We start from the raw sequence: 24,955 nt of genomic DNA, 5'->3' as shown, positions 1-24,955 counted from the left end.
GCCAAGGAGACTGCGATGACAACCACCCTGCGCCCTTTCGCCCACAGGCCACGGCCCCCGCGCCGCCATGCGCTCGCCCAGGCGGCCGCTGCCTGTGCAGCGCTGTGGCTGGCCGGAACGGCGCTGGCCGCCGATCCGGTGTGGCCTGCCAAACCCTTGCGCATCGTGGTCGGCTTCGCCCCGGGTGGCACCACCGATGTGATGGCCCGCCTGGTGGGCAAAGCCCTGTCGGACCAGTTGGGGCAGCCGGTGGTCATCGACAACAAGCCCGGTGCCAGCGGCAATATTGCCGTGGCAGAGGTGGCCCGTGCCCCGGCGGACGGGCATACCTTTCTGGTGGCGCCCACCACGGTGGAGACGGCCAACCCCTCGCTGTTCAAATTTCCCGTGCTGCCGGCCAGGGACCTGCTGCCGGTGGCCGGCCTGGGCAAAACCCAGATGTACCTGGTGAGCCGCCCGGGCCTGGCCGCCACCGATGTGCCCTCCCTGGTCCGGCTGGGCAGCACGCCGGGCAAGGAGCTGTCGTTCGCCTCGGCCGGCACCGGCACCGCGCCCCATCTGGCCTGCGAGCTGTTCAAACAGGCCACCAAGGTGGACTTTGTGCATGCTCCCTACCGGGGTGCTGCCCCGGCCTTGCAGGACGTGATGGCCAACCAGGCCGACTTCGTCTGCGACCCGGGAATCGCATTCCAGCATATCCGCAGCGGCAAGGTCCGGCTGCTGGGCATTGTCAGCAGCAAGCGTTCGCCCTTCTTCCCCGATGTGCCCACCGTGGCCGAGCAGGGCTTTCCGGGTGCGGACCTGGACATCTGGTTCGGCATGTGGGCGCCCAAGGGCACGCCCGAGGCTGTGATACGCCGCATGGATGCGGCCGTGGCCCAGGCCCTGGCCCACCCTGATGTGGCGCGCCGGTATGCGGATCTGGGTGCGGAAACTGTGCCCCTGGCCACCCTGGCTTTCAAGGCCAAGCTGCAGCAGGAAGCGCAGTTGCTGGGCACCTTGATTGCCCAGCAGAAGATCCGCGCGGAATGAAGCGCAGGCCGCAGCCGTCCCCATGGCCCGCTGCACCCACGTGACAGCGCCGCCGACCGGCTTGCCCTAAGGTGGAGCCATGCCCGCCCCCCAGCTGTCCACTACCGCGCCGGAAGACGATCGCCACTTTGTGACGGCGCTGGCGCGCGGGCTGGAGGTGCTGTCCTGCTTTCGCTCGGGCGAGAAGCTGCTGGGCAACCAGGAGATCGCGCAGCGCTGCGGTCTGCCCAAATCCACGGTGTCGCGCCTCACACGCACGCTCACCATGCTGGGCTATCTGATCCATGTGCCTGATGCCGGCAAATACCGCCTGGGCACGGCCACGCTGGCCCTGGGCAGCGCCATGCTGACCGGGCTGGATGTGCGCCAGATTGCACGGCCGCTGATGCAGCGCCTGGCCGACTTTGCCCAGGCCGAGATCGCGCTGGGTACGCGCGACCGGCACAACATGCTCTACATCGAGCACTGCCCCTGTCCGCAGCCCATCGTCTCGGATCTGGACATGGGCTCGCGCATTCCGCTGGCCACCACGGCCATGGGCCGCGCCTGGCTGGCCGCCTGCTCGGCCGCCGACCGGCAGGAAGCGCTGGACTATCTGCAGGCCCACGCCCCCGAACAATGGGCAGCGGCGCAGGCCCAGGCGCCGCTGTGGCCTGCAGCCAAGGAACGTGCCCAGCCCTGGCTGACCTGCTCCTTCGGCGACTGGCTGGAGCATGTCAATGCCATCGCGCTGGCGTTCTCGCCCGGGCGCGGGCTGCCGCTGATGGTCATCAGCTGCGGCGGGCCCACGCGGCTGGTCTCGCCCGAATTCCTGATGCAGCGCGCCAAGCCCGAGCTAGAGCGCATGGTGCGCCGTCTGCAGCAGGCCATCTACAAGGCCTGAGGCGCGCTTCTTTCCCCCTCCTGTCGCCGCCTGTCCCGCGCAGGACGCACAGTTACCTAGAGGACAGCGCCGCACCGGCGCACGCCCTAGCATGTGCCGTGAATTTCAACGCCTTTTCCCCATTCCTAGAAGGAGACAGTCCATGAGCGTGAAAGCATTGTTTGACCTGACGGGCAAGACCGCCCTGATCACCGGCGGCTCGCGCGGCCTGGGCCTGCAAATGGCCGAAGCCCTGGGCGAGATGGGGGCAAGACTGGCCATCACCGCCCGCAAGGCCGATGAACTGGCCGAGGCCAAGGCGCACCTGCAAGGGCTGGGCTACGAGGTGGAAACCTTCACTAACGACCTGCAGAAATTCGACAGCATTCCCGGTCTGGTGGACGACGTGCTGGCACGCTGCAAGGACATCGACATCCTGGTCAACAACGCCGGGGCCACCTGGGGTGCCAAGGCCGAGGACTATCCCGACGAAGCCTGGCACAAGGTGATGAACCTGAACGTCAACGCGCCGTTCTTTCTGACCCGCGAAGTGGGCAAGCGCGTGATGATTCCCAAGGGCCGCGGCAATGTGATCATCACCGCCTCGGTCGCCGCCTTCAAGGGCACGCCGCCCGGCATGAACACCGTGGCCTACAACACCTCCAAGGCCGCGGCCGTGCACCTGGCCAAGGTGCTGGCATCGGAATGGGGACCGTATGGCATCCGCGTCAACTCGATCTGCCCGGGCTTCTTCCCCAGCAAGCTGGCCAACGGCCTGATCGACAAGATCGGCGACGCCATCATCGCGCGCGCGCCGCTGCGCCGCATCGGCAACGAAGAGGACCTGAAGGGCGCCGTGGCCTATCTGGCCTCCGATGCCTCGCGCCACATGACGGGCCAGGCCCTGGTGATCGACGGCGGCGCCAGCCTGTTCTGATCCGCGCAGCGCCTGCACCGCGCAGGCGCTTGCACACCCTCTTTGCAGCAGCTCCTTCATCGGGAGCTGTTGCTGTTTTCACGGGGTGCAAAGCCCTCCTCGCACCCATTACCCCTCGTGCATTTCCCCGTCCGCGAGGGAAGAAAAAACGCACCCGGAGGTGCGTTTTTTCGATGGCACGGATGCCGCAGGGAACAGTCCCCGCCGGTCCGCAGACCGGCTGGCGGTACCGCTGCGGCGTGCAGCTCACTTGACGGTGGAAACGGCTTCGATCTTGCCGTCCTTCACCGCCGCGCCGCGTTCCGTGGTCAGGGTGCCGCCCTTGTCGTCCACGCCCATCACGCCACCGGGGTTCACATCGGGGGCCAGTGCCTTGTAGCCATCGTTGAGCTTGGCGTGGATGGCCTTGGCATCGCTGTAGGTGCCGGCCAGCTGCATGGCCTTGGCCGTGGCGTGCACGGCGGTGTAGTTCCACTGCGCTTCCGAACCCGGCACGCGGCCCGGGAACATCTGGCCAAAGCGTTTGACAAAGGCCTGGTTGGCCGGCTTGGTGTCTTCGGACACCGGCATCACGCCGATGGCACCTTCCAGCGTGGCATAGCCGCCGACCACGCGGGACATTTCATCCAGCTTGGCCTGGTCCATGATGATGAAGCCGCCCTTGAAGCCCAGCTCGCGCGCCTGCTTGACCACCAGGGCCGTGGGCTCGGATGCACCGCCCACGAACAGCACGTCGGGCTTGGCCGCCAGCGCCTTGCTCACGCCGCTGTAGAAGTCGGTGGCGCGGTTGTAGCTCATGGGGTTTTCGGCCACCACGGTGCCGCCCAGCTTTTCCCAGCCAGGCTTGAACGCCGCCGCCCAGGCCTTGGCGTAATCGTGGTCGGCACCGACCATGGCCACCTTCTTGCCAAAGCGGTTCATCACGTACTTGGAGAAGGGGTCTATGTAGCTGGTGAACTCGGGCGGAATGCGCAGCGTCAGCTTGTTGCCGCGCGCCGTGATCTGCGGCACCGAGCTATAGGCCAGCACGATGAAGTTGCTGCGTTCGTTGGTGGTCTGCAGCGCGTAGATGCCGCCCGAATGCGGCACCAGAATGGCCGCCGTCTTGTGCTGCTGCACCAGGCGCTGGGCGTTGATGGCGGTCTCGGACGGGTTGTACTTGTCGTCCAGCGGAACGATCTCGTACTTGACCTTCTTGCCGGCGATCTCGGGGTTGGCCGCATTGATCTCGGCCACGGCCATCTGCATGCCGTCCAGCGCGTTCTTGCCGTACTGCGCGGCGCCGCCCGACAGCGGGCCGGAGTAGCCGATCTTGACCACTTCCTGGGCCATCGCAGGACCGGCAGCCACGGCCGCGCAGGCCAGGGCCAGGCCCGTCAGCTGGCGGCGGGTGAATTGGGGAAATGCGCGCATGGTTGTCTCCTTGTGTATGGGTTTCGCGTGCCAAAAATCGGTGGCGGCGCGGAAGAGGCAGCACTGCCCCTTCACGCTGCGTTGGATGCTTTGCGGGGTGTCAGGCCCCGATGTACGCCTTGCGGATGGAGTCATCCGCCAGCAGCTCGGCCGGCTTGCCTTCGCGCACGATGCGGCCGTTCTCCAGCACATAGGCGCGGTGGGCAATCTTCAGCGCGGCATAGGCGTTCTGCTCGGCCAGCAGCACCGTGGTGCCCGCCTGGTTGATGCGCTGGATGACTTCGAACATCTGCTTGATGACCAGGGGCGCCAGGCCCAGCGAGGGCTCGTCCAGCAGCAGCACCTTGGGCCGTCCCATCATGGCGCGGCCGATGGCCACCATCTGCTGCTGGCCGCCGGACAGCGAGCCGGCCGGGTCGTCCTTCTTCTGGCGCAGGATGGGGAACAGTTCCAGCACCTCCTCCAGCGTCTGGCGGCTGGGCCCCGGATCGCGGCGGTGCACATAGGCGCCCAGCTCCAGGTTCTTCTGCACCGTCATCTGCGGGAACAGCTTGCGCCCCTCGGGGCACTGCACCAGACCGCCCTGCACGATGGCCGAGGGCTTCTGCCCCACCAGTTCCTGGCCTTCCCAGGTGATGGAGCCGCCGGCGGCCTTGTGGATGCCGCTGGCCGTGAGGAACAGCGAACTCTTGCCTGCGCCATTAGCGCCCAGCAGCACCACCAGCTCCCCCTTGTCCGCATGCAGGCTGACCTGGTCCAGCGCCAGAAAGCTGCCGTATTTCAGCGAGACGTTCTCAAATTTCAGCATGCTCGCTCCCCAGGTAGGCATCGATCACCGCAGGGTTGCGGCGGATCTCTTCGGGTGTGCCTTCGGCGATTTTTTCGCCGTAGCTCAGCACCAGGATCTTGTCGGCCAGGCTCATGATCATGCCCATCTTGTGTTCGATCAGCGCCACCGTGATGCCATGGCGCACGATCTTGCGGATCAGCTCGGCCAGGCCTTCGGTTTCCTCCGGGTTCACGCCGCCGGCAGGTTCATCGAGCAGCATCAGCTTGGGGTCGGTGGCCAGCGCCAGCGCGAACGCCACGCGCTTGCGCTCTTCCTGCGAGATGTCGCCCGCCACGCGGTTGGCGATGGGCGACAGGCCCACAAAGTCCAGCGCCTCGCGCGCCTTCTCGCGGCACACGCGCTCCTCCTCGCGCAGGCGGCTGGAGCCGCGCAGCACATCCCAGAGACCGGATTGCGTGCGCAGGCGGTGGCCCACGATCAGGTTGTCCAGCACCGTGGCACGGTCGAACAGCGCCGTGGTCTGGAAGGTGCGCGCCACGCCCAGCCGGGCCACCTGGTCCGGGCGCAGCGAGGTCACGTCCTGCCCGTCGAAAGTGATGGTGCCGCTGGTGGGCTTGTGCATGGAGCTGATCAGGTTGAAGAACGTGGTCTTGCCTGCGCCGTTGGGCCCGATGATGGCGTTGATCTTGCCTTGCTCGATGGTGGTAGTGACGTCGTTGACTGCGGCCAGCCCACCGAACTTCTTGGTCAGGTGTTCAATCTGCAGCATGGGCCTTCCCTTCCTTGGTGGCACGGCGTGTGCGCCAGGCCATGAAACTGCCCACCACACCGTAGGGCATGAAAATCACCAGCGCCACCAAAATGGGGCCGAACACGATGAAACGGAACTCCTGCAGGAACTGCAGGTACTGTGTGATCCACGGCATGCCGATGGCGCCCAGCAGCGGGCCCAGCACCGTGCCCATGCCGCCCACCATGGCGAAGATCATCATGTCGAAGGTGTGGTGCACGGCTGCCATGTCGGGGCCGATGAAGCGCACGAAGCCGGCATACAGGCCCCCGGCAATGCCGGCATAGAACACGCTCAGCATGAAGGCCAGTACCTTGTTGCGCATCAGGTTGATGCCCAGCGCCTCGGCCAGCTCGTCGCTGTTGCGGATGGCGATGAATGTGCGCCCCAGCAGCGACTTCACGATGCGGCGCTTCACCCACACCAGCAGCACCAGAAAGCACAGCACGAAGTAGTACAGGCTCAGCGGCGTGTCGAACGTCAGCGCGCCAATGGCCTCGGGCTCGGGGATGCCCATGATGCCCACCGTGCCGCGGGTCAGTCCTTCCCACTTCTCGATCACCAGGAACATGATGTAGCCCACGCACAGCGTGAAGATCGAGAAGTAATGGCCTTTGAGACGCAGCGAGATGATGCCGATCACATAGCCCAGCGCCACGCACACCACGCCGGACATCAGCAGCGAGGCCCAGAACGTCCAGCCGTGGTCCACGGTCAGAATGCCCACGGTGTACGCCCCCACCGCCATGAAGCCGGCATGCGCCAGGTTCAGCTGACCGGTGTAGCCGGTGATCAGGTTCAGCCCCAGGGTGGCGATGGCAAAGATGTAGGCCGTGCTCATCACCGTCAGGAAGTAGTCGTTGCCGGCGATCCAGGGAAAGGCGATGGCCAGCAGCAGCAGGGCGCCCCAGGCCAGTTTGCTGTCAAACAATCCGCTCATGCTCAGTGCCCCCTCTTGGCAAACAGGCCCTGCGGGCGCAGCGACAGGATGATCACCAACAGCACGAAGGCGATGATGTCCTTGTAGTCGGTGGAGATATAGTAGGCCCCGAAACTCTCGGCGAAGCCGATGATCAGCCCGCCCAGCACCGCCCCCGGGATGCTGCCCATGCCGCCCAGGATGATGATCACAAAGGCCTTGGTGATGACCAGCTGCCCCATGGCCGGATAGACCAGGTTGATGGGCGCATACAGCGTGGCCGCCACGGCAGCCAGCGCACCGGAGATGGCAAACGTCATCATCGCCACGCGGTTGGCATCGATGCCCACCAGCGACGCGCCTTCGCGGTTCTGCGCCATGGCAATGATGGTGGAGCCGGTGGTGGTGCGCGTCAGGAACAGGTGCAGCGCCACCATCAGCGCAAACGCTGCGGCAATGATCAGCAGGCGCTGGGCCGGGGCCGTCAGGCCGCCCATTTCGATCACGCTGGTGTAGGGCGTGGGCAGGCGCTGGAAGTCCGCGCCCCACACGGCCTGCGCCCCTGCTTCCAGGAACAGCAGCAGGCCGATGGAAGCGATCTTGGGGTGCAGTGGGGAAGCCTTGCGCAGCGGGTGGAACACCAGCCGTTCGCTGACGATGCCCAGCACCGCCACGGTCACCGCCGCCATCACCATGGCCGACCAGTACCCCCAGCTCCAGGCCACCATGGCGTGCAGTGCCACAAAGGCACCGATCATGTAGAAACCGCCGTGCGCGAAATTGGGCACATGCAAAATGCCGTACACCAGCGTCAGGCCCAGGGCCACCAGGCCGTAGATGCCGCCCAGCGTCAGGCCGTTGAGTACTTGCTGCAGGAAGACGTCCATCTCAGAACCTCCTCCATCGGCCGCCATCCGGTTGCCCGGCGGCGGCGCGCCATGTGTCACCACGCATGTCTCGCTCCTTGTTGAGTCTGGATCACCAGGCCCTGCTGCCATGCAGCACGGGCCTCGCGCTGTCTCCATGCTCAACAAGCCAGGGGCTGCAAACAAGAGGGGTGTTCTGCAATGCAGAACCACAAGGGCAAACCCCAACCGTTTTGGGTAACGCAGATGACAGCTGCGCCGCCGCGGTTTTCGCGTTCCCAGGGACAACCCTGAGGCCCCGGAAACGGTTTGCTACATGCGTATCGAAAGGCGCTGAGCACAACAGACGAGCGGCGCATCCATCCCTGCAGCGCATCGACAACGGCCTGCCCAGACCAAAGCCTTCGGCCGCTGCCACCGGCACGGCGGCAGCGCTGCGGAGCCCCATGGGTCACACCCTGCGGGGCGTAATGCCGCAGCGTTCTGCATGGAAGGCGCGGACTAGTGCTGCAGCCCGCCGTACGCCGGTTGCGGCGCGGTGGGTGTGGTTGGCACGGGCGGTTGCGCCGTGGCCGGCGGCGCGACCGCCAGCGGGTCCTGCCAGTTGCGCGGCATGCCGAACACCGGGGGCTGGGTGGCACCGAAAGCCCGCGCACAGGCCGCTGCGTACAGCAGGATGGCCGAGGTGAAGTAAATCCACATCAGCAGCACCACCAACGAACCGGCCGCACCATAGGCCGACACCACGGCAGCAGTGGACAGATACCAGGCAAATGCCTGTTTGCCCACGGAGAACAGCGCCGCGCCCACCATGGCGCCGAACACCAGGTAACGCGTCGGGGGTTTGGGCCCGCTGCCCAGGCGCATCACGCCCCAGAACAGCGCCACGGACACGGCGAACGACACCAACTCGTTGACCACCAGCATCACCTGGCCCAGCGGCGCAATCGGCAGCACCGTGCCGGCCCAGTCCGACGCCAGCTTGAGCCCGGTGGACAGCACCATGGACACCAGCAGCATTAGCCCCAGCACCACCACATAGCCCAGGCCGCGCAGGCGGATGGTGGCCATGCTCCACCAGGGTTTGGCGGGCTCGGGCGGCACATCGCGGCCCACCACCCACAGCTTGCGTAATGAGTTCTGCAGTTCCGCAAACACCCCGGTGGCGCCCGAGGCCAGCAGCACCAGACTCAGCGCCGATGCCAGCAGGCCTTCCTTCTTGGTCTGGGCACTGGCCATGGCGGCTTTGAGCACCGAAGCGCCCTGGTTGCCCATCACCGCACTGGCCTGGTCCAGCAGCTCGCTTTCGATCACCGAGCGATCCAGCCACCAGCCCAGCAGCGCCACGATCAGCAGCAGCAGCGGCGACAGGCTGAGCATGCCGTAGAACGACAGCGCGGCACTCATGCGCAATCCATCGGCCTGCAGCCACAGCTGTACCGAATCGATCACGGGCTGTACGGGGCGCAGCAGGCGTGTGGCCCGGTGCTTCCAAAGGGTGAGGTCGAAAGCCATGCGGCCCATTGTGGCGGCACAGGCGCTGTACCGCCAGCCTCCACCGGGCCGTGGGCGCTACGGCAGCACCGCCATCGGGCGGCCTGGCGCATGGATGCCGGGGGATCTTGAGCCAGGCGCGGCTGGGACAGCGCAGGCCGTCCCAGCCCCCCGGCTGCGGCCACGGTCAGTGGCCTGCTGCAAGCTCCGCCACTGCGCCGGATACGTGAAATGTCGCCCAGATTACATCTACCGTTTGCTGAAAAAATCATCAGGGTTTCCCCTTGTCAACTACGCTGGCGTGCGGTCCGGGCGGTATGGAACACTGCGGGTTAGCACTTAAGGTGCAACCCGAAAAAACCACAGAAGCACTGCCGCAGTGACAGTGCCATGGAAGAGACAAGCCCATGCACACCACCTTCACCCACGCATCCCCTGCGGACCGCGTGCTGTGCCCCGCATTGCGCGAACGCATCATGACGGCCGACCAGGCCGCCAGCCTGATCCAGTCCGGCATGACGCTGGGCATGAGCGGCTTCACCCCGGCGGGCGCCCCCAAGGCCGTGCCCCAGGCGCTGGCCCGCCGCATCGAGGAACAGAATGCCCACGGCGGCCAGTTCCGCATCAGCCTGTGGACCGGCGCCTCGACCTCGGCCGAACTGGATGGCGCACTGGCCAAGGTGCACGGCATCGAACGCCGCCTGCCCTACCAGTCCGATCCCACGGTGCGCAAGGAAATCAATGAAGGGCGCATGCAGTACGTGGACATCCACCTCTCGCATGTGGCGCAGTATGTGTGGTTCGGCTTCCTGGGCCACCTGGATGTGGCGGTGGTCGAGGTGGCCGGCATCCTGCCCGACGGGCGCCTGATTCCGTCGACGTCGGTGGGCAACAACAAGACCTGGCTGGAGCAGGCCGACAAGATCATTCTGGAAGTCAACAGCGCCCAGCCCGCCGCGCTGGAAGGCATGCACGACATCTACTACGGCGCGGCTGTGCCCCCACTGCGCAAGCCCATTCCCATGGTGCACCCGTACGACCGCATTGGCGACCCCTACCTGCATTGCGATCTGGACAAGGTGATCGCCGTGGTGCCCACGCAGCAGCGTGACAGGCTGGCCGGTTTCACGGCGCCCGATGCCGATTCACAGCGCATCGCCCAGCACATCATCGACTTCCTGCAGCACGAGGTGAAAGTGGGCCGCCTGCCGCCCGAGCTGCTGCCCCTGCAGTCCGGCGTGGGCAACATCGCCAACGCGGTGCTGGCCGGTCTCAACCACGGCCCGTTCGAGCAGCTGCACGCCTACACCGAAGTGCTGCAGGACGGCATGCTGGACATGCTGGAATCGGGCAAGCTCGCGACGGCGTCCACCACCTCGCTGGCGCTCAGCCCGGCGGCCATGGAACGCTTTCTGGCCGACATCGACCGCTACCGCTCACGGGTGATCCTGCGCCCGCAGGAGATCTCCAACCACCCGGAGCTGATCCGCCGCATGGGTCTGATCTCCATGAACGCGCTGATCGAGGCCGATATGTACGGCAACGTCAACAGCACGCACGTGATGGGCTCGTCCATCATGAACGGCATCGGCGGCAGCGGCGACTTTGCACGCAACGCCTACCTGTCCATCTTCATGACACCGTCCATGGCCAAGGGCGGGAACATCAGCTGCATCGTGCCCATGGTGTCCCATGTGGACCACACCGAGCACGATGTGCAGGTCATCGTCACCGAACAGGGCCTGGCCGATCTGCGCGGTCTGGCACCGGTGCAGCGCGCGCGGCTGATCATTGCGCAGTGCGTGCACCCGGACTACCGGGCGGAAATGACCGACTACCTGGAGCGCGCGCTGCGCGATGCCCCGGGCAAGCACACGCCCCACCTGCTGGAAGAGGCCTATGCCTGGCACCAGCGCTATCTGAAGACCGGCAGCATGCACGCGGCCGCACCCGTCCCCCGCGTGCGAGCGGCATAAGCACCCGGCACGGTCTGTGGGCGGGTGGCACGGGAACGACACGCGGGCTGCACCAACGCCGCCCGCACCTGCCCCCAAGGCGCTGCATCGCAGCGCCTTTTTTGGGGGTTGTGGGCTTTGTTTGAAGGCCGGGTGCACGCGGCCCTCCCGCACACCCGGCCGCCTGATCAGAACAACAGCGTCTTGATGAAGGGCGCCGCCAGCACGTTCACCGCACCGGCAATCAGCATCACCAGCGATGCCATCACCGCCTGCACCTCGCCGGCCTGGCGGGCGCGCGCCACACCGCTGCCGTGTGCCGCACCGCCCCAGCAGGCACCGGTGGCCAGCTTGCTGCGGATGCGGGGCAGCAGGCGCAGCACGGTCTGGCCCAGCAGCATGGCGCTGACGCCGGTGAGCAGCACAAACAGCGCGGCCAGATCGGTGGGGCCGCCCAGCACCTTCTCGGCCTCGATGGCGAATGGCGTGGTGATAGAGCGCACGACCAGGCCTTTTTCCAGCTCTTCGGGCAGACCGAACCACTGGGCAAAGGTCACCGAGGTGCCGATGGACACCACGGTGGCCGCCAGCACGCCGGTGGCAATCGACATCCAGTGCTTGCGCAGCAGGTCCCTGTGGGCATGCAGTGGCAGCGCAAACGCCACGGTGGTGGGCCCCAGCAGCCAGACCAGCCAGTGCGTCTGGGCGTAGTACTGGGGAAAGCGCACCTGCGTGAGCAGGGCCAGCGTGACCAGCACCACGGGCGTGGCGATGATGGGCATCAGCAGCACATGCGGGTGGCGGCCGTACAGGCGCTTGTTCACCGCATAGCACGCCACGGTGGCGGCAAAGGACAGCAGGCCGATCACCTGGTTCGAGAGCATGTTCGCACCTCCTCCCGCACCGCACGGCGCGCACGGGCCGTGGATTTGCGGCGCGCCAGCCACAGCTCCAGGCGGTAGACCCGGTCCACGGCCAGCGCCGTCACCGCCATCACGCAGGCGGTGCTGATCACGATCACCGCCAGGATGCGCAGGCCCTGGTGGCGGATCAGGTCGGGGTACTCGGTCACCACCAGCATGGCGGGGACAAAGAACAGCAGCATCTCGGCCATCAGCCAATTGGTGCCGGCCTGCAGCCACTGGGCCTTGACCAGCCCCGTGAACAGGCCCACGGCCAGCAGGCCGAAACCGATCAGACCGGCCGGCATGCTCCAGCCAAAATGCTGGCGCATGCCTTCCATGGCCGCCCAGATCGCACTGAGCAGGCCCACCTGCAGCACCACCCTGGCCAGCGGCCAGACGGACCGTCCCGCACGGAGGGTGAGGGGCCGCGCAGGCAGGGTCGGAATTCTTGACATGGGACAAAGTCTAGGGTTTACCCCTGTATTCGTAAAATGAATAATTTCCATAAAAGCCATGCTTTAAAGGAATCCCCATGGACCTGCGTGCCCTGCGCTACTTCATCGAGGTGGTGCGCCAGAACGGTTTCACCCGGGCGGCCGAAACCCTGCATGTGACCCAGCCCACCATCAGCAAGATGGTCAAGGCGCTGGAGGACGAGCTGGGCGGCCCGCTGCTGCTGCGCGAGGGCCGCGGGGTGCAACTGACCGATGCGGGCCAGGTGGTCTATGACCGGGGGCAGGAGATGCTGGACCAGGCCCGGCTGCTGCGCCAGCAGGTGGCCGAGGTGGACAACATCACGCGCGGCGAGCTGAGCGTGGGCATCATGCCCACCACCGGCCACTACATGGCGCCGGTGATTGCACTGTTCCAGCAGCGCTTTCCGGGCGTGCACCTGCAGGTCAACGAACAGGGGGCACGCGCCCAGTACCAGCTGATCCAGGACGGCAAGCTGGACATGGCGCTGGGCCTGTTCTCGGCCCCCGATCCGGCGCTGGAACGCTACACCGTGGCGCGGCAGAAAACCCGCGTGGTCCTGCCCGTGCACCGCGTGGGCGATCCCGACCGGCCGCTGCGCTGGCAGGATCTGCGCGACCTGCCCTTTGTGCTCTACACCTCGGACTTTGCGCTGCATGAGCATGTGCTGCAGCAGTGCGAGGCAGCGGGCTTCTCGCCCCAGGTCAAGGTGCAGACGCGCTACTGGGACTTCATCGGCCATCTGGTGGCCGCCGACGTGGGCGTGGCCGTGATGTTCGAGCATGTCATCGCCCGCTATGACCCCCGGCGCGTGGCCAGCCGTCCGCTGACCGAGCCGGCGATCACCTGGGATGTGGCCCTGATGTGGCGGCCCGGCTACCTGTCCCGCGCCGCGCGGGCCTGGCTGGACTGCGTGCGGGCCGTCTATCCCCGCCCGCTGCAGGGGGCGGACCAGCCGCCGCTTCCGCAGTCCTAGTCTCCCAAGGGTGCTGGGACCAGGGGGTCACAGGTGGTGCGGCCCCAACGCCCCGGCGTCTGCTGCGCCTCGTACCTGCCAAAGCCGATGCCGGCCCCTGCGCAGGTGCCACCCGGCACCGGGGCATTGCTGGTGTAATCGGGCAGCCCCGCCGCTGCAGGGCGCTTCACCACAACGACACCGAGACATATGCAACGCCGACATTTTCTTGCCGCTGCTGCGGCCTCCTGTGCCATTCCCACGCTGCCCACCCGGGCGGCTGGCAAGCCCGTGCGCATCGTCGTGCCCTATGCCGCCGGCGGCGCCATTGACCTGAGCGTGCGCCGCATGGCCACGATGCTGGAGGCCGACCTGGGCACCGTCATCATCGAGAACCGCCCGGGCGGCGGAGGCGGCATCGGCATGGCGGCTGTGGCGCGCGCACCGGCCGACGGCATGACCCTGGGCATTGCCGCTGTGGCCACCAACGCCATCAACCCCTGGCTGTTCGCCAACCTGGCCTACGACCCGATCAAGGACTTTGCGCCCATCACCCAGATGACGCGCATCCCCAACGTGCTGGTGGTGAATGCCGAGGTGGCACAGCGGCGCGGCATCGCCAGCCTGGGCGATTTTGTGGATTTTGCGCGGCGCGAATCCGGCAAGCTGACCTACGCCAGCGGCGGCAACGGCAGCGCCGGTCATCTGGCCGGCGAGATGTTCAAGCGCGAGGCCCAGGTGGACATCGTGCACGTGCCCTACAACGGCGGTGCACCGTCCCAGCTGGCCTTGCTGTCGGGCCAGGTGGATTGCTCCTTCGACAACCTGGCCAGCGCAGCGGCCAACATCCGCGCCGGCAAGCTCAAGGCCCTGGCCGTGACCACCGCCCAGCGCAGCGAACTGCTGCCCGACCTGCCCGCGGTGGCCGAACGTTTCAAAGGCTTCCAGATCGACACCTGGTGGGGGCTGGTGGCTCCGGCCGGCACGCCCGCGGAGGTGGTGCAGCGCCTGAACACCCAGGCGGTGAAAGCCTTGTACAGCGCCGAAGTGATGGCCTTGTACCGCGACATGATGATGGAAACCGTCACCAGCACCCCGGATGCCTTCGGCGCCTTCATGCGCCTGGAACTGGCCCGTTACCAGCAGGTGGTGCGCATCAGCGGCGCCACCGTGGGTTGAACGCGCCGCCGTCCGCGCTGCGCACCCTCCCAGGCAGGGCCGCAGGCCCTGCCGTTTTCTGAAAACGCTTTTCACCTCCGCCCATGCACGATGCCTTTCTGGCCCAGCACACTGTTTTCATCACCGGCGCCGGTCGGGGCATAGGCCAGGCCGTGGCCCTGGGTCTGGCCGCCATGGGTGCCCATCTGGTGGTCAGCGACCTCGATGGTGAGGCGGCGGCGGCCACCGCCGCAGACATCCGCAGCCGCGGCGGTGTGGCTTCCAGTCTGGCGCTGGATGTGGCGGATGCCGCTGCCTGCCAGGCCGCGGCGGCGGCGCTGTCACTGCCTGCCGGTCACCGCCTGGTGCTGGTGAACAACGCCGGCATCCGCCCCAAGCACGCTTTCGACAGCCCGGACCGCGATGCGCAGTGGCGCCGCACCATGGACATCAACCTGGACGGCGCGCGCCACACCATCCTGGCCTTCCAGGCCCTGCTGGCGGCCAGCGGCGGCAATGTGGTGAACGTGGGCTCCATCTCGGCCTCGCGCGCCTCGCCGGGGTCCATCGCCTATTCCACCTCCAAGGCGGCCGTCGAGATGCTGACCAAGGTGATGGCACTGGAGCTGGCCCCCCAGGGCATCCGCGTGAATGCGGTGGCACCTGGCGTGATGCTGACCGGCATGACCGAGCAGACCCGCAAGGACCCCCGGCATGTGGAATACATCCTGCGCCGCGTGCCGCTCAAGCGCTATGGCGAGCCCGCCGAGATCGCTGGGCCCGTGGCCTTTCTGGCATCACCGCTGGCCAGCTACATCACCGCCACGGTGCTGAATGTGGATGGTGGCTATCTGGCGGCCTGATCCGGTGTGCCACTGCGTACACCGCGCCCACGCTGCGCCGGCTATGCTGCGGCCCTGGGCAGCCGCTTCCGCTGCCGTGTTGCATTGCCATGACGCCATCCTTTCACGCCCGCCGCCACACTCTGTACCGTACCGCTGCGCTGCTGTTCGGACTGGGCGGCTTGCCACTGCTGCACGCCATGTCTGCCACTGCCTTGCACGAAGCCGCCACACGCGGTGACACCGCCGTGCTGCGCCAGCAGCTGCAACAGGGCGTACCCGTGGATGGGCGCGACGGCGCGGGCCGCACCGCCTTGCTGGCCGCCACCCATGCCAACCAGGTGGAAGCCGCGCGCCTGCTGGTGGCCGCCGGGGCCGATGTGAATGCCAAGGACGCTATCCAGGACAGCCCCTATCTGTACGCCGGCGCACGTGGGCTGCTCGAGATCCTGCAGCTCACCCTGGCCCACGGCGCCGACCTGCGCAGCACCAACCGCTACGGCGGCACCGCCTTGATTCCCGCCGCCGAGCGCGGCCATGTGGAGGCCGTACGCACACTGATCACCGCCGGCGTGGAGGTGGACCACATCAACCGCCTGGGCTGGACAGCGCTGCTGGAAGCCATCTTGCTGAGCGACGGCGGCCCCCGCCACCAGCAGATCGTGCAACTGCTGCTGGCCGCTGGCGCCAACCCCAACCTGGCCGATGGCGACGGCGTGCGCCCGCTGCAGCATGCCCAGCAGCGCGGCTACACCGCCATCGCCGATCTGCTGCGCGCCGCAGGCGGGCGCTGACCCGCCCCGCGCCCCGGGTTGCCGTGGCGCAGGGCGTGCTGCGTGCACCACCACAAAAACTATCAAGATAAGAGCAACCCACACGCACACAGCATGCGTGAACTGCCATTTCCATCAGAAGAATTTGTACGACGTCGCCGCACATGCAAGGCGCATTCATGCACCGCACTGAGGGAATCTTCGAACTGCCCGGCGGAATGCAAAGATTTTTTCAATCCACCGCCGCGCCAGAGCACGCTACCCTCGCGCCTGCGCCGACCAACGGTCATCCCTGAAAAACGCTTTTCGTTCCGGGGCAGCCCTGCGTCCGCAGCCATAAAAAAGATTGCGCTCAGGGAGGAAAACCACATGCTCACCATCCGCCGCGGCCTGCTGCTGGCGGCCACCCTTGCCTTGGGCGGCTGCCTGTTCGACGAAGCCATGCTTCCCGAAACCCTGCACTTCCCTCCCGGAACCCCCATCACCTACGGCGGCAAGCCCGCCAAGCTCTACGGCACCGAAGCCTGTGCCCAGGGTGAACTGGCCGGCCATTCCTGCCTGATCTTTCCGCCCAACCGGCCCACGTCCAAGGCCGTGATCATCAGCGGACAGCGGGTGAAGGAAATCCAGGTCACCGCCAAGCGCGACCCCCAGAACCCCACGCATTTCATCGTGGTCGACGACCAGGGCCGCCGCCTGCTGAGCACCACCGGCAACCACGACGACATGGCGAATATCCAGATCACCTACTGAGCAGCCACGACCGGTCCGCAGGCGCCCACGCTAGCAGCACCACCTGAACGCCAGATGAGCGAATCCCCAGGCCTGAAATACGTATTTCCCAGTGATTGCCGGCCCTGGTCCACAGGCACCAGAATGGGCGCGGAACTCTTGTCCGTCTTTTCAATAACCTGGAGATAACAGATGAAAAGCACCTTGCTCGCCCTCGGCCTTGCCGCCGCCTTTCTGGCCCCTGCCGCCTACAGCAGCCCGCTGACGGCCAGCCAGCACACCCAGGTCTCCGCCGCCAAGAAGACGTCGGCGCACGCCACGCCCCACAAGGCCAAGGCCACCAAGCACGCCAAGGCCAAAAAGCGCCCGCAGCACATGGTCAAGAAGGCCTGAACGGCTGCGGCCGGAAGGTCGCAGCCCCAAGCAAAAAGCCAAGGCAGTGCCTTGGCTTTTTGCTTGGGAGATGGCGTGAAAAAAATCAGCCCAGGTTCGGTGCCAGTGCCCGTCGCATCGTCTCAAGATCGATGCCGCGACGCTGGGCCATGTCTTCCAGCTGGTCTTCACCGATCTGGCCTACGTTGAAGTAGGTGGCGTCGGTGTGGCCCAGGTAGAAGCCGCTGACGCTGGAGGCCGGGAACATGGCCAGGCTTTCGGTCAGGGTCATGCCGATCTCCTGGGCGTTCAGCACCTTGAACAGATCGGTCTTGGCCGTGTGGTCGGGGCAGGCGGGGTAGCCCGGCGCGGGACGGATGCCTTTGTACTGTTCCTTGATCAGCTGCTCGTTGCTCAGCTGCTCGTCTTCGGCATAGCCCCACAGGTCCTTGCGCACGCGCTCGTGCAGGCACTCGGCAAAGGCTTCGGCCAGGCGATCGGCCAGGGCCTTGAACATGATGCCGCTGTAGTCGTCCAGCGCGGCTTCGAATTCCTGGTCCTTCTTCTCGGCACCAATGCCCGCGGTGACGGCGAACATGCCGGCGTAGTCGGCAATGCCGCTGTCCCTGGTGGCCACAAAGTCGGCCAGGCAGCGGCTGGGGCGCATCACGCCGTCCACGATCTGCTTTTCGGTCTGCTGGCGCATGCCGTACCAGGTGCTCAGCACCTGGGTGCGTGATTCATCGGTGTAGAACACGACGTCGTCGCCCACCCGGTTGGCAGGGAACAGGCCCATCACGCCATTGGCCTGCAGCCAGCGGCCTTCGATGATCTTCTTGAGCATGGCCTGGGCGTCGGCCAGCACCTGGCGGGCCTGCTCGCCCACGACCTCGTCCTCGAGGATGGCGGGATAGGGACCAGCAAGGTCCCAGGTCTGGAAGAACGGGCCCCAGTCGATGTAGCGGGCAATCTCGGCCAGATCGAAGTTCTGGAACACCTTGCGCCCCAGCGCACGGGGCACCACGGGGGCATGGTGGGCAAAGTCCACCGGCGTGGCATTGGCGCGGGCCTGCTCCAGCGTCCACAGCGGGGTCTTCTTCTTGTTGGCGTGCTGGCTGCGGGCCTTGTCGTAGTCGGCCATCACCTCGCTGACATAGGCGTCCTTGCCTTCGCCCAGCAGGCTCTGCGCCACGCTGACCGAGCGCGAGGCATCGGGCACATAGACCACCGGGCCTTCGTAGTTGGGCGCAATCTTCACGGCCGTGTGCACGCGCGAGCAGGTGGCGCCGCCGATCAGCAGCGGAATCTTCTTGATGCGGAAGTAGTCGTCCTTGTGCATTTCGCCCGCGACGTACTGCATCTCTTCCAGGCTGGGGGTGATCAGGCCGGACAGACCGATGATGTCCGCACCTTCGGCCTTGGCACGGGCCAGGATCTCATGGCAGGGCACCATCACGCCCATGTTGATGACTTCGAAGTTGTTGCACTGGAGCACCACGGTGACGATGTTCTTGCCGATGTCGTGCACATCGCCCTTGACGGTGGCGATGACGATCTTGCCCTTGCTCGACACATCCAGGCCTGCGGCTTCCTGCTGGCGCTTTTCCTCTTCGATGTAGGGCACCAGGTGGGCCACGGCCTGCTTCATCACGCGGGCGGACTTGACGACCTGGGGCAGGAACATCTTGCCCGCGCCGAACAGGTCGCCCACCACGTTCATGCCGTCCATCAACGGCCCTTCGATCACGTGCAGCGGGCGGCCGCCGCCCTGCACCACGATCGCCTGGTAGGCCTCTTCCGTGTCTTCGGTGATGAAGTCGGTGATGCCGTGCACCAGGGCGTGCGACAGGCGTTCGCTGACGGTGCGGGGGTGCTCGGCCGTGCCGCGCCATTCCAGCTTTTTGCTGTCGTCCTTGGCGTTGCCCTTGGCCTGGTCTGCGATCTCCAGCAGACGCTCGGCCGCATCGGGGCGGCGGTTCAGCACCACATCTTCCACGCGCTCGCGCAGTTGGGGTTCCAGGTCGTCGTACACGCCGACCATGCCGGCGTTGACGATGCCCATGTCCATGCCGGCCGCAATCGCGTGGTACAGGAACACGGTGTGGATGGCTTCGCGCACCGGGTCGTTGCCGCGGAACGAGAACGACACGTTGGACACGCCGCCGGACACCTTGGCACCGGGCAGGTTCTGCTTGATCCAGCGCGTGGCTTCGATGAAATCGACGCCGTAGTTGTTGTGCTCTTCGATGCCGGTGGCCACGGCAAAGATGTTCGGGTCGAAGATGATGTCTTCGGGCGGGAAGCCGACCTCATCGACCAGCAGGCGGTAGGCACGCTCGCAGATTTCGATCTTGCGTTCGTAGGTGTCGGCCTGGCCTTTCTCGTCAAAGGCCATCACCACGGCGGCCGCGCCATAGCGCTTGACCAGCTTGGCGTGCTTCTTGAATTCCTCCACACCTTCCTTCATGGAAATGGAGTTGACGATGCCCTTGCCCTGCAGGCAGCGCAGGCCGGCCTCGATCACCTCCCACTTGGAGCTGTCCACCATCACCGGTACTTTGGCGATGTCGGGCTCAGAGGCAATCAGGTTCAGGAAGCGCACCATGGCCGCCTTGCTGTCCAGCATGGCCTCGTCCATGTTCACGTCGATCACCTGTGCGCCGTTTTCCACCTGCTGGCGGGCCACGGCCAGGGCTTCTTCGTACTGCTCGTTCAGGATCAGGCGTGCAAACGCCTTGGAGCCGGTGACGTTGGTGCGCTCACCCACGTTGACGAACAGCGTGTCCTCGCCGATGAACACGGGCTCCAGGCCCGACAGGCGCATGGGAGGAATAGAGACGGGGACAGCAGCAGACATCGCACTCACCTGTGTGAAAACAATTGGGGATACAAAACAGGTGAGCGCCGTTGCATGCGGCAGGGCCGCAGCCTGCCGGGGCCCCAAGCCTGACGGGCGGGTTGGCATCAACCGGGCCGCTGCAGCGCTCCTTGGGGCGAAGCCTGTGATTTTACGGCGTGCAGCGCCGCCGTGCCTGCGGGGCTATAGCTGGGCGCCCACCACCCGGCCGATGGCATAGGTCACCCCCATGGCCAGCAGGCCGCCTGCCACATTGCGCAGGGCAGCTGGCAGGCGGGGGGCTCCGCCCAGGTGCGCCGATGCCACGCCGGTCGCTACCAGCGCCAGCAGCACGGCCACGGCCGTCCAGGTCACGGCCCAGGTCGAGGGAGACAGCAGCACCGTCAGCAACGGCACCAGCGCCCCCACGGCAAACGACACGGCCGAGGCCCACGCCGCATGCCAGGGGTTGGTGTACTGGCCGGGCTGTATGCCCAGCTCCAGCTCCGCATGGGCGGCCAGGGCGTCGTGCTGCGTCATCTCCAGCGCAGCCTGGTGGGCGGTGGCGGGCTGCAGGCCCTTGCGCTGCAGCATGGCGGCCAGCTCGCGCAGCTCGGCCTCGGGCAGGGCCGCCAGCTCGGCTTTTTCCTGGTGCACGGCTGCCTTTTCGGTATCACGCTGGGTGCTGACGGAGACGTATTCGCCCGCCGCCATCGACAACGCGCCCGCCACCAGCCCGGCCACACCGGCCGCCAGCAGGGCGGAAAAGCTGGCATCGGCCCCGGCCACGCCGAGCACCAGGCCGGCGGTGGACAGTACACCGTCATTGGCGCCCAGCACGGCCGCGCGCAGCCAGTTCAGCCGGCTGGACAAGGCCGCACCATGACTGCGGTCCTGCACCGTATGTGGCGGACTGGCAGAGGCGTGGGCTGTTGCGGAAGACGATGGCGACGAAGAAGGCGATGGCTGCACGGCAGACTCCTGGCACAGGCGGCATCCCCCGGATGGGTGACGCCGCACCTGCCTGACATTGTGCAGCGCCGTGCCGCGGAATGCCGGGATGCAGGGGTGTATGCGCAACGCGCGTCGCAAAAAAAGCCCGCTACATGGCAGCGGGCTTTTTTGGATTATGGAGAGGGGCTTGCCGCGCCGGGTGCAGCGGCTGCGGCTGTAGCCGCCCTGCAGACGCGGCGGTCAGCTGGCAGCGACCGGCTGCGCCTGGGCCGAGGCCGGCAGGCCAAAAATGCGGTCAAAGCACCAGTTGAAGACAAAGGTGTAGACCATGAAGAACACCAGCAGACCGGCCTCCATCACCACAGCCTGCCACAGCGTGATCTCGAACCACCAGGCCATCAGCGGGATCAGCATGGCGGCGATACCGCCTTCAAAGCCCACGGCATGCACGATGCGGCGCAGCAGGGAACGGCCCTTGCGGCTCTGGCGCAACTCCCAGCGCTCGAACAGCCAGTTGAACGTGAGGTTCCACAGGATGGCGATGGAGGAAGCCACCACGGCCATCACCCCGGAGGCGCCCGAATCCTGGCCTGTGGCCATGAACAGCAGGCTGGAGACAATGATGGCGATCAGCTCATACAGGCCGACAAACACCACGCGGCGCCTGGCCCCTTGCAGGCCGGTGGCACGGGCAGGGGTGGCGGTTACGGGAGAAACAGACGAAGCAGAGGAAGAGGCAGAGAGAGAACTTGCGGATGCCATCGCAGAGACGGGTTTCGACATGCTGCGCAGTGTATGTTTTGAAAACTGAAGAAGAAAGTCAGCTTCTTTCAAATTTACTGATAGATTGCCCGGCATGGCTTTTCCTCCCGAACAGGTCCCGCTGTTTCTGGCCGTGCTGGACAGCGGCTCGTTTTCCGCCGCCGCGCGCCGGCTGGGGCGCGTGCCGTCGGCCGTCAGCATGGCCGTTGCCCAGCTGGAGGCCGAGCTGGACCTGCAGCTGTTCGACCGCAGCGGGCGCGAACCCCGGCCCACCGCCGCGGCCCGTGCGTTGGAGCCGCAGGCACGTCTGCTGGCCGCCCAGCTGCAGCAGCTCAACCAGCAGGCCCAGGCCCTGCACCAGGGGCTGGAAGAGCGGCTGACCTTTGCCATTGCGCCCGAGCTGCTGTCCACCGGCTGGGCCGATGGCCTGGTGCCGCTGGTGCAGGAATTCCCCGCACTGACGGTGGAGGTGCTGGCCGCGCCACAGGATGATGCGCTGGAGCTGCTGCACGCCGGCCGCGCCCAGCTGGCCCTGGTGTTCGAGCGCCCGGCGATTGACGGGCGCGAGGACTTCCAGGAAATGGGCCAGGAAACCCTGGTGGCCGTGATGGCCCCGCAGTTCGCCCCCTGGCGCGCCGCGCTGGCCGCCCAGGCACCCGGGGGGCCCGCCCCCCAGCTGAACGTGGACCAGCTGGCCGCCACGCGCCAGGTGCTGGTGGCCAGCCGCGACCCGCAGCAGACCGATCCGCGCTTTGTGTTTGCCCACCAGCAGTGGCGCACCGACAGCCACCAGGCGGCGCTGTCGCTGATCAGCACCGGCCTGGCCTGGGGCTGGCTGCCCAAGGGCCTGGTGGAAACCCACATTGCCGCCGGCACGCTGCTGGAGATTCCCGTGCAGAACCTGAGCAACGGCACCACCTTGTTCGTGGACTGGGTCTGGTCCAAGGAGCGGCCCCTGGGCCTGGCCGCGCAGCGCTTTGTGCACATGCTGCGCGAACGCCCCGCGCACTGAGCACCGGACACTGAGCACTGCAGATGCCTGCTGGCGCAGCCCGCGGATTTATGGCACAACAGTTGCAGCAGTGCTTGTGGATGGCACAAGCAGCTACGGTTTTGCCAGCATTTCCCTCTGCACCAGGAGCCGCCTGCCATGGCCACCAAGAAAGCCGCGCCCCCTTCCACACCCGCCTCCCCGTTCACCAGCCGCGATGCGGCGCTGCGCAAGCGCTGGCAAAGCTGCCAGCCGGGCACCCCGCAGGCCGGCAGCACCGGGCGCTTTGTGGACCTGTCGCACTTCGATCCGGCCGGAAAACCGTTTGCCACCGGCAAAGGCAAGTCGCAGGACAAGGCCAGGGTGCTGGAGCTGGCCGGGGAGCTGGACGGGCTGCAGAACATCTTCTACGCCGACCGGCGCTACAAGCTGCTGGTGATCCTGCAGGGCATGGATGCGGCCGGCAAGGACGGCACCTTGCGCGGCGTGTTCGGCCAGATGTCGCCACTGGGCGTGCGTACCGTGGGCTGGAAAGCACCCACCGAAACCGAGAAAGCCCACGACTATCTGTGGCGCATCCACCAGCAGATGCCGGGCGCGGGCGAGGTGGTGGTCTTCAACCGCAGCCAGTATGAAGACGTGCTGGTGCCCGTGGTCAACGGCTGGCTCACGCCCGAGCAGCAACAGCAGCGCTACGCGCAGATCAACGACTTCGAACGCATGCTCAGCGAGACCGGCACCCTCGTCGTCAAGTTCATGCTGCACATCAGCCAGGACGAGCAGCGCCTGCGCCTGCAGGAGCGTCTGGACGACCCGGCCAAGCACTGGAAGTTCGACCAGAACGACCTGCAGGTGCGCGCCCAGTGGCACGACTACCAGCAGGCCTATGCCCACCTGCTGGCCGCCACGCACACGCCTTGGGCGCCGTGGACCATCGTGCCGGCCGATTCCAAGACCCACCGCAACCTGATGGTGGCCACGCTGCTGCGCGAGCTGCTGCACAACCTGGATCTGCGCTACCCGCCCGGGGACCCGGCACTGGAAAAAATCACCGTGGTCTGAGTGCGTGTCCCCCTGGGCCTAGGGACAGCGTCTATGGACGAGCTGCGCCGCGGCACCGAGCATGGATGCCTTGCCACACCGTTCCCGTACTGGAGCCCTACCGATGATCGACCGCCGCCTGTTTCTGTCCCGCAGCACCGCTCTCTGCACCGCGGCCGCCCTGCCCGTCTGGGCCCAGAGCCCCTGGCCCGCCCGGCCGATCCGGGTGGTGATTCCCTATGCCGCCGGCGGCGTCACCGACAGCGTGGGCCGCCGGCTGATCGACCAGATGGCCCAGGCCCTGGGCCAGCCCATGGTGGTGGAAAACAAGGGCGGTGCCGGCGGCACCGTGGGCATGGCCGAGGTGCTGAAGGCCGCGCCCGATGGGTATACGCTGGCCCTGACCGCCATCAGCCCGCTGACGCTGTCGCCCCACCTGATGAAGCTGCCCTACGACCCCGCCAAGGACGTGGTGGCCGTGGCACCGATGATGTATTCGCCGGTCTATGTGCTGGCCACGCCGGCCTTCCAGGGCAAGAGCTGGGAAGACCTGATCGCCCAGGCCAAGGCCCAGCCCGGCACCATCCGCTTTGCCACCTCCGGTGTGGGCTCGGTGGGCCACATCATGCTGGAGCAGATCCAGCACCAGACAGGTGCGCAGTTTGTGCATGTGCCCTACAAGGGCGTGGGCCAGACGGTGAACGACGCCGTGGGCGGGCATTTCGAGATCATGACCGGCAACCCCTATGGCACCATCAACGGCCTGATCACCCAGGGCAAGCTGCGCGTGCTGGCCACGACCGGCCCGCAGCGCGCACCCAACCAGCCCCAGGTACCCACGCTGGCAGAAAAAGGCCTGGCGGCGGCCAACATCACCTCGCTGTTCGGCTTTGTGGCGCCGGCGCGCACCGCCAGCGACGTGGTGCTGCGCCTGAGCAGCGTGGTCCAGGCCCAGCTGGCCACGCCCGCCATCCAGGAAGCACTGCGCAGCACCGACAACGTGGGCCTGCAGATGAGCCCGGCGGAATTTGGCAACCTGCTGCAGCAGGAAAGCCGCGCCAATGCGGACATCATCCGCAAGGCCCGCATCACGCTGTAACGC

The 24,955-nt window shown here is 66.5% G+C and carries 24 protein-coding genes and 1 riboswitch; of the genes, 13 read left to right on the top strand and 11 right to left on the bottom strand.

Features of this window, described 5'->3' with window-relative positions:
- Positions 1-15: 15 nt before the first annotated feature.
- The 3 genes from CT3_RS00585 (at position 16) to CT3_RS00575 (ending at position 2,831) form a co-directional block, all read left to right on the top strand.
- Positions 16-1,032 (top strand): tripartite tricarboxylate transporter substrate binding protein, encoded by a 1,017-nt coding sequence (locus tag CT3_RS00585; RefSeq protein WP_066538692.1) that lies wholly within the window; start codon positions 16-18, stop codon positions 1,030-1,032.
- A 79-nt stretch (positions 1,033-1,111) separates the two neighbouring features.
- Entirely contained in the window at positions 1,112-1,915 is an 804-nt protein-coding gene (locus tag CT3_RS00580) for an IclR family transcriptional regulator (protein WP_066538691.1), read from the top strand.
- Between the two features lie 142 nt (positions 1,916-2,057).
- The gene (locus CT3_RS00575) at positions 2,058-2,831 is read left to right on the top strand and encodes an SDR family oxidoreductase (RefSeq protein WP_066538686.1); all 774 of its coding nucleotides are present in this window, start codon (positions 2,058-2,060) and stop codon (positions 2,829-2,831) included.
- A gap of 246 nt (positions 2,832-3,077) precedes the next feature.
- Here the strand turns inward: CT3_RS00575 and CT3_RS00570 are convergent, their stop codons facing one another.
- The 6 genes from CT3_RS00570 to CT3_RS00545 form a co-directional block, all read right to left on the bottom strand.
- Entirely contained in the window at positions 3,078-4,244 is a 1,167-nt protein-coding gene (locus CT3_RS00570) for an ABC transporter substrate-binding protein (protein ID WP_066538684.1), read from the bottom strand.
- Positions 4,245-4,344: 100 nt separating this feature from the next.
- Positions 4,345-5,052: an ABC transporter ATP-binding protein gene (locus CT3_RS00565; protein ID WP_066538682.1), complete on the bottom strand. Its 708-nt coding sequence runs from the start codon at positions 5,050-5,052 to the stop codon at positions 4,345-4,347.
- On the bottom strand, positions 5,039-5,803 hold the full coding sequence (locus tag CT3_RS00560; RefSeq protein ID WP_066538681.1) for an ABC transporter ATP-binding protein: 765 nt from the start codon (positions 5,801-5,803) through the stop codon (positions 5,039-5,041). Before CT3_RS00560 ends, CT3_RS00565 begins: the two co-directional genes overlap by 14 nt.
- Positions 5,790-6,764: a branched-chain amino acid ABC transporter permease gene (locus CT3_RS00555; protein ID WP_066538680.1), complete on the bottom strand. Its 975-nt coding sequence runs from the start codon at positions 6,762-6,764 to the stop codon at positions 5,790-5,792. The genes CT3_RS00560 and CT3_RS00555 overlap by 14 nt, the downstream gene beginning before the upstream one ends.
- A gap of 2 nt (positions 6,765-6,766) precedes the next feature.
- Complete coding sequence (locus tag CT3_RS00550) at positions 6,767-7,630, bottom strand: branched-chain amino acid ABC transporter permease (protein WP_066538678.1); 864 nt, start codon at positions 7,628-7,630, stop codon at positions 6,767-6,769.
- A gap of 480 nt (positions 7,631-8,110) precedes the next feature.
- Entirely contained in the window at positions 8,111-9,124 is a 1,014-nt protein-coding gene (locus CT3_RS00545) for a YihY/virulence factor BrkB family protein (RefSeq protein WP_083520499.1), read from the bottom strand.
- Between the two features lie 386 nt (positions 9,125-9,510).
- Here CT3_RS00545 and scpC point away from each other — a divergent pair, with 386 nt between their 5' ends.
- Entirely contained in the window at positions 9,511-11,079 is a 1,569-nt protein-coding gene (scpC, locus tag CT3_RS00540) for a succinyl-CoA:acetate CoA-transferase ScpC (protein WP_066538676.1), read from the top strand.
- A 167-nt stretch (positions 11,080-11,246) separates the two neighbouring features.
- Here scpC and CT3_RS00535 read toward each other — a convergent pair whose 3' ends face one another.
- Positions 11,247-11,942: an LrgB family protein gene (locus CT3_RS00535; RefSeq protein ID WP_066538674.1), complete on the bottom strand. Its 696-nt coding sequence runs from the start codon at positions 11,940-11,942 to the stop codon at positions 11,247-11,249.
- Positions 11,924-12,418, bottom strand: coding sequence for a CidA/LrgA family protein (locus CT3_RS00530; protein ID WP_066538673.1), 495 nt, complete (start codon positions 12,416-12,418; stop codon positions 11,924-11,926). Before CT3_RS00530 ends, CT3_RS00535 begins: the two co-directional genes overlap by 19 nt.
- 77 nt (positions 12,419-12,495) lie before the next feature.
- Between CT3_RS00530 and CT3_RS00525 the strand changes: the two genes are divergently transcribed.
- The 6 genes from CT3_RS00525 to CT3_RS00500 all read left to right on the top strand — a co-directional run bounded on the left by CT3_RS00525 (position 12,496) and on the right by CT3_RS00500 (position 17,290).
- Positions 12,496-13,413, top strand: coding sequence for a LysR family transcriptional regulator (locus CT3_RS00525; protein ID WP_066538672.1), 918 nt, complete (start codon positions 12,496-12,498; stop codon positions 13,411-13,413).
- 189 nt (positions 13,414-13,602) lie between these two features.
- Positions 13,603-14,571 (top strand): tripartite tricarboxylate transporter substrate binding protein, encoded by a 969-nt coding sequence (locus CT3_RS00520; RefSeq protein WP_066538670.1) that lies wholly within the window; start codon positions 13,603-13,605, stop codon positions 14,569-14,571.
- Between the two features lie 83 nt (positions 14,572-14,654).
- Positions 14,655-15,413 (top strand): SDR family NAD(P)-dependent oxidoreductase, encoded by a 759-nt coding sequence (locus tag CT3_RS00515; protein ID WP_066538668.1) that lies wholly within the window; start codon positions 14,655-14,657, stop codon positions 15,411-15,413.
- An 89-nt stretch (positions 15,414-15,502) separates the two neighbouring features.
- Positions 15,503-16,186: an ankyrin repeat domain-containing protein gene (locus tag CT3_RS00510; protein ID WP_066538666.1), complete on the top strand. Its 684-nt coding sequence runs from the start codon at positions 15,503-15,505 to the stop codon at positions 16,184-16,186.
- 348 nt (positions 16,187-16,534) lie between these two features.
- Positions 16,535-16,918, top strand: coding sequence for a hypothetical protein (locus CT3_RS00505; protein ID WP_066538665.1), 384 nt, complete (start codon positions 16,535-16,537; stop codon positions 16,916-16,918).
- Positions 16,919-17,089: 171 nt separating this feature from the next.
- Complete coding sequence (locus tag CT3_RS00500; protein ID WP_066538664.1) at positions 17,090-17,290, top strand: hypothetical protein; 201 nt, start codon at positions 17,090-17,092, stop codon at positions 17,288-17,290.
- An 85-nt stretch (positions 17,291-17,375) separates the two neighbouring features.
- On the opposite strand, the gene metH is transcribed toward CT3_RS00500, so the two are convergent.
- From metH to CT3_RS00480, 3 genes are all read right to left on the bottom strand, one after another.
- Positions 17,376-20,126, bottom strand: a complete 2,751-nt coding sequence (gene metH / locus CT3_RS00495) for a methionine synthase (RefSeq protein WP_083520488.1) — start codon at positions 20,124-20,126, stop codon at positions 17,376-17,378.
- 35 nt (positions 20,127-20,161) lie between these two features.
- A riboswitch (S-adenosyl-L-homocysteine riboswitch) is annotated at positions 20,162-20,265 on the bottom strand.
- 44 nt (positions 20,266-20,309) lie between these two features.
- Positions 20,310-20,978, bottom strand: a complete 669-nt coding sequence (locus tag CT3_RS00490; RefSeq protein ID WP_225608808.1) for a VIT1/CCC1 transporter family protein — start codon at positions 20,976-20,978, stop codon at positions 20,310-20,312.
- A gap of 321 nt (positions 20,979-21,299) precedes the next feature.
- On the bottom strand, positions 21,300-21,821 hold the full coding sequence (locus CT3_RS00480) for a PACE efflux transporter (protein WP_066538661.1): 522 nt from the start codon (positions 21,819-21,821) through the stop codon (positions 21,300-21,302).
- Between the two features lie 94 nt (positions 21,822-21,915).
- Between CT3_RS00480 and CT3_RS00475 the strand changes: the two genes are divergently transcribed.
- The 3 genes from CT3_RS00475 to CT3_RS00465 all read left to right on the top strand — a co-directional run bounded on the left by CT3_RS00475 (position 21,916) and on the right by CT3_RS00465 (position 24,952).
- Complete coding sequence (locus CT3_RS00475) at positions 21,916-22,833, top strand: LysR family transcriptional regulator (protein WP_066538659.1); 918 nt, start codon at positions 21,916-21,918, stop codon at positions 22,831-22,833.
- 138 nt (positions 22,834-22,971) lie between these two features.
- Positions 22,972-23,874 carry a PPK2 family polyphosphate kinase gene (locus CT3_RS00470; protein WP_066538658.1) on the top strand — a complete coding sequence of 301 codons (903 nt, stop codon included), beginning with the start codon at positions 22,972-22,974 and terminating at the stop codon, positions 23,872-23,874.
- 103 nt (positions 23,875-23,977) lie between these two features.
- On the top strand, positions 23,978-24,952 hold the full coding sequence (locus CT3_RS00465; protein WP_066538657.1) for a Bug family tripartite tricarboxylate transporter substrate binding protein: 975 nt from the start codon (positions 23,978-23,980) through the stop codon (positions 24,950-24,952).
- Positions 24,953-24,955 lie beyond the last annotated feature (3 nt).

The sequence above is a fragment of the Comamonas terrigena NBRC 13299 genome, from assembly GCF_006740045.1.
Classification (GTDB): domain Bacteria; phylum Pseudomonadota; class Gammaproteobacteria; order Burkholderiales; family Burkholderiaceae_C; genus Comamonas; species Comamonas terrigena.
Note: the sequence above shows the minus strand (reverse complement) of the source record. Positions and strands in the feature narration are given on the sequence as shown.

Bases quoted from the DNA above. Each gene is read 5' to 3' on its own strand.
- CT3_RS00545 (WP_083520499.1), bottom strand. From the start codon at position 9,124: ATGGCTTTCGACCTCACCCTTTGGAAGCACCGGGCCACACGCCTGCTG.
- CT3_RS00475 (WP_066538659.1), top strand. From the start codon at position 21,916: ATGGCTTTTCCTCCCGAACAGGTCCCGCTGTTTCTGGCCGTGCTGGAC.
- metH (WP_083520488.1), bottom strand. From the start codon at position 20,126: ATGTCTGCTGCTGTCCCCGTCTCTATTCCTCCCATGCGCCTGTCGGGC.
- CT3_RS00510 (WP_066538666.1), top strand. From the start codon at position 15,503: ATGACGCCATCCTTTCACGCCCGCCGCCACACTCTGTACCGTACCGCT.
- CT3_RS00500 (WP_066538664.1), top strand. From the start codon at position 17,090: ATGAAAAGCACCTTGCTCGCCCTCGGCCTTGCCGCCGCCTTTCTGGCC.
- scpC (WP_066538676.1), top strand. From the start codon at position 9,511: ATGCACACCACCTTCACCCACGCATCCCCTGCGGACCGCGTGCTGTGC.
- CT3_RS00465 (WP_066538657.1), top strand. From the start codon at position 23,978: ATGATCGACCGCCGCCTGTTTCTGTCCCGCAGCACCGCTCTCTGCACC.
- CT3_RS00515 (WP_066538668.1), top strand. From the start codon at position 14,655: ATGCACGATGCCTTTCTGGCCCAGCACACTGTTTTCATCACCGGCGCC.
- CT3_RS00480 (WP_066538661.1), bottom strand. From the start codon at position 21,821: ATGGCATCCGCAAGTTCTCTCTCTGCCTCTTCCTCTGCTTCGTCTGTT.
- CT3_RS00525 (WP_066538672.1), top strand. From the start codon at position 12,496: ATGGACCTGCGTGCCCTGCGCTACTTCATCGAGGTGGTGCGCCAGAAC.
- CT3_RS00550 (WP_066538678.1), bottom strand. From the start codon at position 7,630: ATGGACGTCTTCCTGCAGCAAGTACTCAACGGCCTGACGCTGGGCGGC.
- CT3_RS00535 (WP_066538674.1), bottom strand. From the start codon at position 11,942: ATGCTCTCGAACCAGGTGATCGGCCTGCTGTCCTTTGCCGCCACCGTG.
- CT3_RS00470 (WP_066538658.1), top strand. From the start codon at position 22,972: ATGGCCACCAAGAAAGCCGCGCCCCCTTCCACACCCGCCTCCCCGTTC.
- CT3_RS00575 (WP_066538686.1), top strand. From the start codon at position 2,058: ATGAGCGTGAAAGCATTGTTTGACCTGACGGGCAAGACCGCCCTGATC.
- CT3_RS00580 (WP_066538691.1), top strand. From the start codon at position 1,112: ATGCCCGCCCCCCAGCTGTCCACTACCGCGCCGGAAGACGATCGCCAC.
- CT3_RS00555 (WP_066538680.1), bottom strand. From the start codon at position 6,764: ATGAGCGGATTGTTTGACAGCAAACTGGCCTGGGGCGCCCTGCTGCTG.
- CT3_RS00520 (WP_066538670.1), top strand. From the start codon at position 13,603: ATGCAACGCCGACATTTTCTTGCCGCTGCTGCGGCCTCCTGTGCCATT.
- CT3_RS00530 (WP_066538673.1), bottom strand. From the start codon at position 12,418: ATGTCAAGAATTCCGACCCTGCCTGCGCGGCCCCTCACCCTCCGTGCG.
- CT3_RS00565 (WP_066538682.1), bottom strand. From the start codon at position 5,052: ATGCTGAAATTTGAGAACGTCTCGCTGAAATACGGCAGCTTTCTGGCG.
- CT3_RS00505 (WP_066538665.1), top strand. From the start codon at position 16,535: ATGCTCACCATCCGCCGCGGCCTGCTGCTGGCGGCCACCCTTGCCTTG.
- CT3_RS00560 (WP_066538681.1), bottom strand. From the start codon at position 5,803: ATGCTGCAGATTGAACACCTGACCAAGAAGTTCGGTGGGCTGGCCGCA.
- CT3_RS00585 (WP_066538692.1), top strand. From the start codon at position 16: ATGACAACCACCCTGCGCCCTTTCGCCCACAGGCCACGGCCCCCGCGC.
- CT3_RS00570 (WP_066538684.1), bottom strand. From the start codon at position 4,244: ATGCGCGCATTTCCCCAATTCACCCGCCGCCAGCTGACGGGCCTGGCC.